Annotated in this window: 7 protein-coding genes; 1 reads left to right on the plus strand and 6 read right to left on the minus strand. The window is 73.6% G+C overall.

Annotated features, from left to right (window positions below; all coding sequences use genetic code 11):
• From fusA to IEZ12_RS30195, 5 genes are all read right to left on the minus strand, one after another.
• The coding region (gene fusA / locus IEZ12_RS30175; RefSeq protein WP_229848308.1) for an elongation factor G at positions 1–1,802 on the minus strand (1,802 nt) is incomplete at its 3' end.
• A 471-nt stretch (positions 1,803–2,273) separates the two neighbouring features.
• Positions 2,274–3,305: a YfbO family protein gene (locus tag IEZ12_RS30180; protein ID WP_189276503.1), complete on the minus strand. Its 1,032-nt coding sequence runs from the start codon at positions 3,303–3,305 to the stop codon at positions 2,274–2,276.
• Between the two features lie 86 nt (positions 3,306–3,391).
• Positions 3,392–4,180 carry a DUF1684 domain-containing protein gene (locus tag IEZ12_RS30185; protein WP_189276505.1) on the minus strand — a complete coding sequence of 263 codons (789 nt, stop codon included), beginning with the start codon at positions 4,178–4,180 and terminating at the stop codon, positions 3,392–3,394.
• Positions 4,181–4,255: 75 nt separating this feature from the next.
• Entirely contained in the window at positions 4,256–5,119 is an 864-nt protein-coding gene (locus IEZ12_RS30190) for an acyl-CoA thioesterase (protein WP_100586060.1), read from the minus strand.
• Positions 5,120–5,381: 262 nt separating this feature from the next.
• Positions 5,382–6,068 carry an alpha-ketoglutarate-dependent dioxygenase AlkB family protein gene (locus IEZ12_RS30195; RefSeq protein WP_229848310.1) on the minus strand — a complete coding sequence of 229 codons (687 nt, stop codon included), beginning with the start codon at positions 6,066–6,068 and terminating at the stop codon, positions 5,382–5,384.
• 139 nt (positions 6,069–6,207) lie between these two features.
• On the opposite strand from IEZ12_RS30195, the gene IEZ12_RS30200 reads away from it, so the two are divergent.
• On the plus strand, positions 6,208–7,017 hold the full coding sequence (locus IEZ12_RS30200) for an MBL fold metallo-hydrolase (RefSeq protein ID WP_189276508.1): 810 nt from the start codon (positions 6,208–6,210) through the stop codon (positions 7,015–7,017).
• A 154-nt stretch (positions 7,018–7,171) separates the two neighbouring features.
• On the opposite strand, the gene IEZ12_RS30205 is transcribed toward IEZ12_RS30200, so the two are convergent.
• Positions 7,172–7,950: transglycosylase family protein (locus IEZ12_RS30205; RefSeq protein ID WP_308431094.1), on the minus strand; the 779-nt coding region annotated here is incomplete at its 5' end.

Consider the following 7,950-nt stretch of genomic DNA (forward strand, 5'->3'; position numbering starts at 1 on the left):
CCGCGCCGCAGGGCCTCGCGCAGAGCGAGCCGGCCGGCGGTGCGGAAGGCCAGGTCGGAGGAGTCCTTGACGTGGGTCGCCCCGTCGGTGAGGGTGACCCGGATCCCGGTGACGGGGTGGCCGAGCGGGCCGTCCGCGAGGGCGTCCCGGCAGCCCGCCTCGACGGCCTGCACGTACTCCTGCGGGACCCGCCCGCCGGTGACGGTGGAGCGGAACTCGAAGCCGTCTTTGCCGGGTTCGCCGAGCGGTTCGACGTCGACCACGATGTGCGCGAACTGCCCTGCGCCGCCGTCCTGTTTGACGTGCCGCAGGACGAGTCCGGCGACCGCGCGGGAGAGCGTCTCGCGGTACGCGACCTGCGGCCGGCCGACGGTGACCTCCAGCCCGAGCCGGCGGAGCTTCTCCACCGCCACCTCCAAGTGCAGTTCACCGAGGCCGGACAGCACCCGCTGCCCGCTCTCCGGGTCGGTCCCGACCACCAGGGACGGGTCCTCCTCGGCGAGCCGGAGCAGCGCGACCGCCAGCCGGTCGGTGTCCACCGAGCGGCGGGCCTCGACCGCGACGGTCACCACCGGGTCGGCGGCGACGGCCGGTTCGAGCACCAGCGGGGCGCCCGGCGCGCACAGCGTAGTGCCGGCCCGGGCGGCCTTGGGTCCGACGACGGCCACGATGTCGCCGGCCAGCGCCGTGTCGGTCTCGGTGTGCCGGTCGGCCTGCACCCGCAGGATGCGGCCGATCCGCTCGGTGCGGCCGGTGCGCGCGTCGAGCACGGTGTCCCCCTTCCGTAGGGTGCCGGAGTAGATCCGCAGGCTGCTGAGTCGACCGGTGGTGCTCGCGTTCACCTTGAACACCAGTGCCGCCAAAGGCTGTTCGGCGTCGGCCGGGCGCTCCTGGACGGCGCCCTGCCAGTCGCCGCGCACCGGCGGGACGTCCAGCGGCGACGGCAGGTACGCCGTCACCGCGTCCAGCAGCGGTTCGATGCCGCGGTTGCGGTACGCGGAGCCGCACAGCACCACCACCGCCTGTCCGTCGGCGGTGAGTTGGCGCAGCGCGGCCGCGAGGCTGTCCGCGCCGAGAGTGCCGGTGGCGCAGTACTCCTCCAGCGCTGCGGGGTGCAGTTCGGCCACTGCCTCCGCCAGTGCCTGCCGTCGACGTTCCGCCTCGGCCGCCAACTCGACGGGCACGTCGGAGACTTGTACGCCTTCGGCACTGCCGGCGCCGTCCGGCCAGGTGAGTGCGCGCAACCGGAGCAGGTCGACCACGCCGGTGAAGTCGCCCTCCCGGCCGATCGGCAGCTGCACGGCCAGCGGCACCGGGTGGAGCCGGTCCCGGATCGAGGCGACCGCCTCGTCCAGGTCCGCACCGGGCCGGTCCATCTTGTTGACGAACGCGATCCGCGGCACACCGTGCCGGTCGGCCTGCCGCCACACCGACTCGCTCTGCGGCTCGACGCCCGCGACGGCGTCGAACACCGCCACCGCGCCGTCCAGCACGCGGAGCGAACGCTCCACCTCGTCGGCGAAGTCCACGTGCCCCGGCGTGTCGATCAGGTTCAGCCGGTGGCCGTCCCAGTCGCAACTGACCGCCGCGGCAAAGATGGTGATACCGCGGTCGCGCTCCTGCGGGTCGAAGTCGGTGACGGTGGTGCCGTCGTGCACCTCGCCGCGCCGGTGGGTCGCGCCGGTCAGGAACAGGATGCGCTCGGTGACGGTGGTCTTGCCGGCGTCCACGTGCGCGAGGATGCCGAGGTTGCGGACGGAGACGGTGCTGGTGGCGGTGGAGAGGGTGAGGTCGGTGCGCATGGCCCGATGCCTTTCGGATGTGGATCCTGAAATGGGCAGCGCGATTCACCGGAGCAGCCGAGCAACACCCCTGTGTCCCGGGCCCGCACCTGCACCGCGGCGCAGCGCGACGCAGCACATGGGCGGTGGGGCGGCCCGCCGACAGTACGTCGGCGCGACCGTGCGACGCCGGCAACGGGCGTTCGCAGCAGGGGAATCGGGTGGAGCTCGCGGTCCTTTACCGGCGCCGGCCGCGCAGCGGGCGCCGGCCTGCCGAGGACACCAGGATCACCTCGAACCGCGACGGGGGAACGACAACAGCGGCGCTACGCACGACTGTTCCCTCCCTCTCCTGATCACGGTCGACCCGGCCGGCCGTCCGGCCCGGGTGCCTTTCGGCTCGCCGAGTCTAGGGGCGGTCGATCTCCGCCGTCACGCATATTTTCGCTCGCCGATTCAACGACGCGCGCGGACCGGCGAATTGGCGCGGCATCAGTCCCAGACGATCGATCGGATCGTCATTCCGGCCGGCACCGGCGGCACGTCCAAGCAGTCGTCGACCAGGCCGGTCACCACTCCACTGGACTCCCAACCGGCCGTCCAGGATTCGCAGTTCGCGGCGTCCGCACTGGTGCACACGGCGACGGCCTCGGCCAGCACCTCGGACAAGTCCAGTGTCTCCGGGTGGAGTTGGACCCGCACCCAGGCCACGTCCGGCCGCTCGGCGATCCGGGCCAGGCCGGCCGCCAACTCGGCCAGCGGCGGCCGACCGTAGCCCCACTGGTTCGGCGCCAGCGAGTCCTCGACGGTGTTGCCCTCGAAGAACTCGGCCAGGGTGAGCAGCGGCAGCACGCCGTCCGGGCCGGCCCGCCCGATGACGTCCTCGACAGGAATCATGCCGCCGATCCTGCCTGCCGCCACCGACACAATGCCGACCCGACAACGGGTGCGGCGGCCCCGGCCACCCACCGCCGAAGCCGCCGCGCCACCGAAACCGCCAAACCACCGCACCGCTGAATTGCGGAACCGCGGAACCGCGCCGATCGGCAGGGTCATCGCGAAAGCGACCCGGATCAGGGCGTCCAGGGTGAAGCCCGTGCCCCACAGCACTGTCAGCAGCCGGATGTGGCGGCGGAAGGTCGGGTCGTCGTCCCACTGGCCGATCCAGGCGTCCGCGCCCACCACGATCAGCAGCAGCACGAGCGCGAACACCGGCATCGCGTCCAGCCGACGGTTGCGCAGCAGCCCGAGGATCAACCACGGCAGCGCGGCCAGACCGCTCAGCGTGATCGCCGACCACTGGCCGGCACCGAACCCGGGCAACGTGCAGTACGCAGCGAGCGGGATCGCCGGCTCGAAGACCAGCGACTCGGCCGCCTGCCGCAGACCGCGCGCCTGCCGCTGCTTCGACGTCGAGTCGTCCCCCGCCGCGCCGCCCAGTCCACCTGCCCGTCCGCCGCCCTCGGCAGCTCGGCCGGGCCCACGACGCAGGGCCCACGACGCGAGGCCAAGACGCCGGGCCACGACGCACCTCGGCCCCGGCCAACAGGCGGCCGGGGCCGAGCGCAGCGCGGAGCAGGGCTCAGGTGGCAGGGCTCAGGTAGCAGGACTCAGAGCGTGACCACCTGCCGCTCGCCGGCCTCGACGGCGACGGTGAGGCGGTTGCCGGGCGGCGGGAACGGGCAGATGAAGTGGTCGGCGAAGGCGCAGGGCGGCAGGAACGCCCGGTTGAAGTCGAGCACGGTGTTCCCGTCGGCGTCCGGTGCGGGCAGCGTGACGAACCGGAAGCGGTAGGTCTCCCGGCCGCTGGTGGCGTCCGCGATGACGGCACTGAGCGGGCCGCCGGAGCCGCTGACGGTCAGCGTGTGCTCCTCTCCGCCCAGCGTGAAGGCGACCTGCCCGGCGACGGTCATCGGGCGGGCCCGGCCGTCGGCGTTCTCCACCATCAGGTCCTGCGCGCCGGTCTCGAACGGGGTGAACACGGCGGGCACCGCCCAGTCGGGCGCGTACGGGAAGACCGAGATCCCGGCGTACCCGGCCCGGCGCGGCGCGGCGGGGTCGAAGACGCGGAGGGCGAGTTCGCCCTCGCGCTCGATCGGGACCAGGCGCAGCCCGTCCAGCACCGCGATCTGCGCGCCCGGGTCGGTGTCGGGGCGCAGCGCGACCCGGCCGGCGACCTCCTGCTGCTCGCCTTCGAGTCGGACGCTGTCGCCGGCGGCGAGCTCGGCGCACACGACGCCGCTCTCGGACCACCAAGTCCCGGGCAGGCCGGGCAGTTTCGCCGGTTCGGGCTCCAACCAGTGGGTGCCGGTCAGCGCGAGCGGGCCGTGCGGGGCGCTGACCGCGGCGCTCCGGGACTCCGTCCAGTGCTGCCACGCCTCGGCTGCGGTGTCGGTCATCGGACTGCCTCCAAGTGGGGCTCTGGTTCGGGCACTTGCGTCAATCGCGGGACGGACGGGGCTTCCGCGGGCCGGTCAGCGCCCGGCGAGCGGGCGGAACAGACCCTCCTGCATCACGGAGACCACCAACTGCCCCTTCCGGTCGTAGATTTCGCCGCGGGCCAGCCCGCGCGCGCCGTGGGCGATCGGCGACTCCTGCCGGTACAGCAGCCAGTCGTCGGCCCGGAACGGGCGGTGGAACCACATCGCGTGGTCCAGCGAGGCCATGTCGAAGTTCCGTTCGCCCCACAGGGGTTCGACGGGGGCGCGGACGGCGTCGAGCAGGGTCATGTCGCTGGCGTAGGTGAGCGCGCAGACGTGGATCAGCGGGTCGTCGGGCAGCGGGCCGTTGGTCTTCAGCCACACGCCGCTGCGGGCCTCGACGCCGTCGAGTTCGTCGCGGCTCCACTTGAGCCGGTCCACGTACCGGATGTCGAAGGGCTGGCGGCGGCTGATGAACGGCGGGAGTTCGCCCAGCCGGGAGCCGACCTCGTCGAGTGCGCTCGGCAGGTCCTCGGGGGCGGGTACGTCCGGCATCGGGAACTGGTGCTCGATGCCGCCGGGCTCCGGCTTGTGGAAGTCGGCGGTCAGCGCGAAGATCGACCGCCCGCCCTGGATGGCCAGCACCCGGCGGGTGGTGAAGGAGCGTCCGTCGCGGAGCCGGTCCACCTGGTAGACGATCGGGACGCCGGGAACGCCGGGACGCAGGAAGTAGGCGTGCAGCGAGTGCACCGGCCGGTCCTCGTCCACCGTGCGGCCCGCCGCGACCAGCGCCTGGCCGGCGACCTGCCCGCCGAAGGTGCGCTGCAGCGCCTCCTCGGGGCTGCGGCCGCGAAAGATGTTCAGCTCGATCTGCTCCAGGTCGAGCAGGTCGACGAGCTGGTCGACGGGGGTTCCCATGTGTGTCGCTCCCTCTCCCGGCGGCCGGGCGGGGCTGGGTGTGCCGCCGGTCGCCGTGTTCCGTCCAGCACAAGTCTCCGCGCCCACCGGGAATTCCCGCCCTCCGGCACGCCCGCGAGCCCCACGGCCCGACACGCGCCGACCGCCGCCGGACACGCAGCGTGCACCGCGGGCTGCAACAGTCCGAACACCGACCACCCGGAAACGGCCGCCCGAGGACCGCGACCACCGACCCGCTGCACCGGACCCGACCGCCGCACCGTTACACCAGACCCGACTGCCGCACCGTGATGTTCAGCCGCCCCACCAGGCCGAGGTCCGGGTCGGCGGTGCCCGGCAGCGTCCGCACCACGCCGTGGTACGCGAACCGCATCAGGCCGCCGAACACCAGCAGGTCGCCGCTGCGCAGCTCCAGATCCGTCCACGGGCGCGTCCTGGTCTCGGTGTTTCCGAGCCGGAACACGGCGCTGTCACCCAGCGACAGCGACACCACGGGCGCGTTCACCCGCTCCTCGCGATCCAGGTGCAGGCCCATCTTCGCGCCGTGCGGGTAGTGGTTGACCGCCGCCACGTCCGGCGCGTAGTCGGCCGCGCCCTCGACCTCGCCGATCCCGTCGCCGTACGCCTCCGCGACCGCCCGCCGGGCCAGCTCCCCGAGCTGCGGCGGGAACGCCTTCACCGGCGCGCCGTCACCGTCCACCACGGTTCGGGCGTATCCGTACGGGTACCAGTGCCAGCCGAGGCACACCGTCCGCACCGACATCTGTCCGCCGTTCGGCATCGTCACCGTCCGCATCCCCGCCGGCGGCCGCGCCCACTCCCGGCACGCGTCGACCAGCTCCCGCTGCTCGGCCGCCCCCAGCCACCCGGGCACCAGCACCACCCCGGGCGCCGGTTCCTCGCGCTCGCGCCCGAACAGCTCCCCGACGAACACCCCACCACCGCTCACCCCTCCATGCTCCCACCGGCCCACCCGCCCCGAGCCCCCTTCACCGCAACCCACCCCGCACCCGCCGTCCCGCATGCGGCGCCCCCCGTCCCGTCCGACCCTGGGGGGAGGGGTGTTGCCGGTTGGCGCAGGAGGCGCGATGCATCCGCTGGAGTTCCGGGTGGTGAACCTTCCCGAGGAGTCGTCGCACCAGGTGGCGGTGCTGGTGCTCGGGCAGCACCGGGCGGTGCTGGTCGGTACGGGGCTGCGACTGACGGACGGGCGGCGGCTGGAACGGGAGGTGGCGTCCTCGGGGCGACGGCTGGGCGCCGTGCTGGTGCCGGACTTCGCGCCGGAGTACTGGCTGGCGGCGGAGGTGCTCCGCGACGCGTTCCCGGAGGCCCGGTTCCTCGCGCCCGCACCGGTCCTGGAACGGATCGAGCGCGATCACCGCGAGGTCCGCGCCGCCTGGGCCGGGCTGGGGACGGAGCTCCCCACCCGGCTGGTCGGCCTGGAGCCGCTGGCCGAGGACGCGGTGGAGCTGGAGGACCACCGGCTGGAGCTGCGCGGCGCGTCCCTCGGCCTGCCGGACCGGCACTACGTGTGGGAGCACCGCAGCCGGACGCTGCTCGGCGGTCCGCTGCTGTGGCTGAACGTCCACCCGCGGCTCGCCGACGCCCCGCACGCCGCCGAGCGCACCGCGTGGATCGACCTGCTGGACGAGATCGCCGCCCTCGACGCCCAACTCACCGTCCCGGGCCACCGCCACCTCACCGGCCCGTCCCCGAATCCGGACGGCGCCCCCGACCCGATCGCCTGGACGGGCGACTACCTGCGCGCCTTCGAGACCGAACTCGGCAAGCCGGTCGCCCCGGACGCCGTCGAGGCCGCCCTGCTCCGGCGCTACCCGTCCGCCGCGCTGCCCGCCACCGTGGCCCCGAGCGTCCGCGCCGCCCTGGCCCACCCCTGAGATCCACCCCAGGGACCCGCCCCGAAGCTCCGGCCCTGAAGCCCGCAGCAGCACCAGAACGGCGGAAGCCGCCACCCCGGCAGCGGGGTGGCGGCTTCACGCCGACAGGAGGGGATCAACGGATCCCGGGGGAAGCGGAGCTTCCGGGGGTGTTTCAGACGGACAGGACCTGGCCCGGGAAGATCAGGTCCGGGTTGCCGCCGACGACACCGGTGTTGTTGTTGTACAGACTGTGCCAGTCGACGCCGAGGCCGGCGGCGATCTTGGACAGGGTGTCGCCGGACTTGACGGTGTAGCTGCCCTTGGCGGTGTTGGCGGCCGCGGCCGGCTTGTCCTTCGGGGCCTGCTTCGGGGCTTCCTGCTTGGCGGGGGCGCTCTCCTGGGCCTTGGGGGCCTGGGTGCGGGTCTCGGAGCGGGAGGCCTTGGCGGAGGTGTCCGCGGCGGCGGTGTTCGACTTCGAGGAGGTCGACGAGGTCGACGAGGACGACGCCGAGGAGTTCGACGAGGTCGACTTCGAGGAGGTCGAGGAGGAGGAACCGGCGGAGGTGTCGACCTGGGCCGGGGTGCCGCCCTTGGTCAGGCCGGCCTTGACGGAGCACACCGGCCAGGCGCCGGGGCCCTGGGAGGCGAGCACCTTCTCGGCGACGGCGATCTGCTGCGCCTTGGTGGCCAGGTTGGCCTGCGCGGCGTACGCGGTGCCACCGAACGCGGCCCAGGTGGAGGAGGTGAACTGCAGGCCACCGTAGAAGCCGTTGCCGGTGTTGATCGACCAGTTGCCGCCGGACTCGCACTGCGCGACCTTGTCCCAGGTCGCGACGTCGGCGGCGGAGGCCGAGTTGGCCGTGACGAGGCCGGCCACCGGGGCGGCGAGCAGGGCGCCGCCGACGACAGCCGCGCGGATGCGGTTGCGCTTGGAGGCGGTGGTGGCAGCGG

The organism is Kitasatospora griseola (genome assembly GCF_014648555.1).
Classification (GTDB): Bacteria; Actinomycetota; Actinomycetes; order Streptomycetales; family Streptomycetaceae; genus Kitasatospora; species Kitasatospora griseola.

Excerpts from the sequence above, each read along its gene's own strand:
- IEZ12_RS30185 (WP_189276505.1), bottom strand. The coding sequence starts at position 4,180 with ATGACCGACACCGCAGCCGAGGCGTGGCAGCACTGGACGGAGTCCCGG.
- IEZ12_RS30190 (WP_100586060.1), bottom strand. The coding sequence starts at position 5,119 with ATGGGAACCCCCGTCGACCAGCTCGTCGACCTGCTCGACCTGGAGCAG.
- IEZ12_RS30200 (WP_189276508.1), top strand. The coding sequence starts at position 6,208 with ATGCATCCGCTGGAGTTCCGGGTGGTGAACCTTCCCGAGGAGTCGTCG.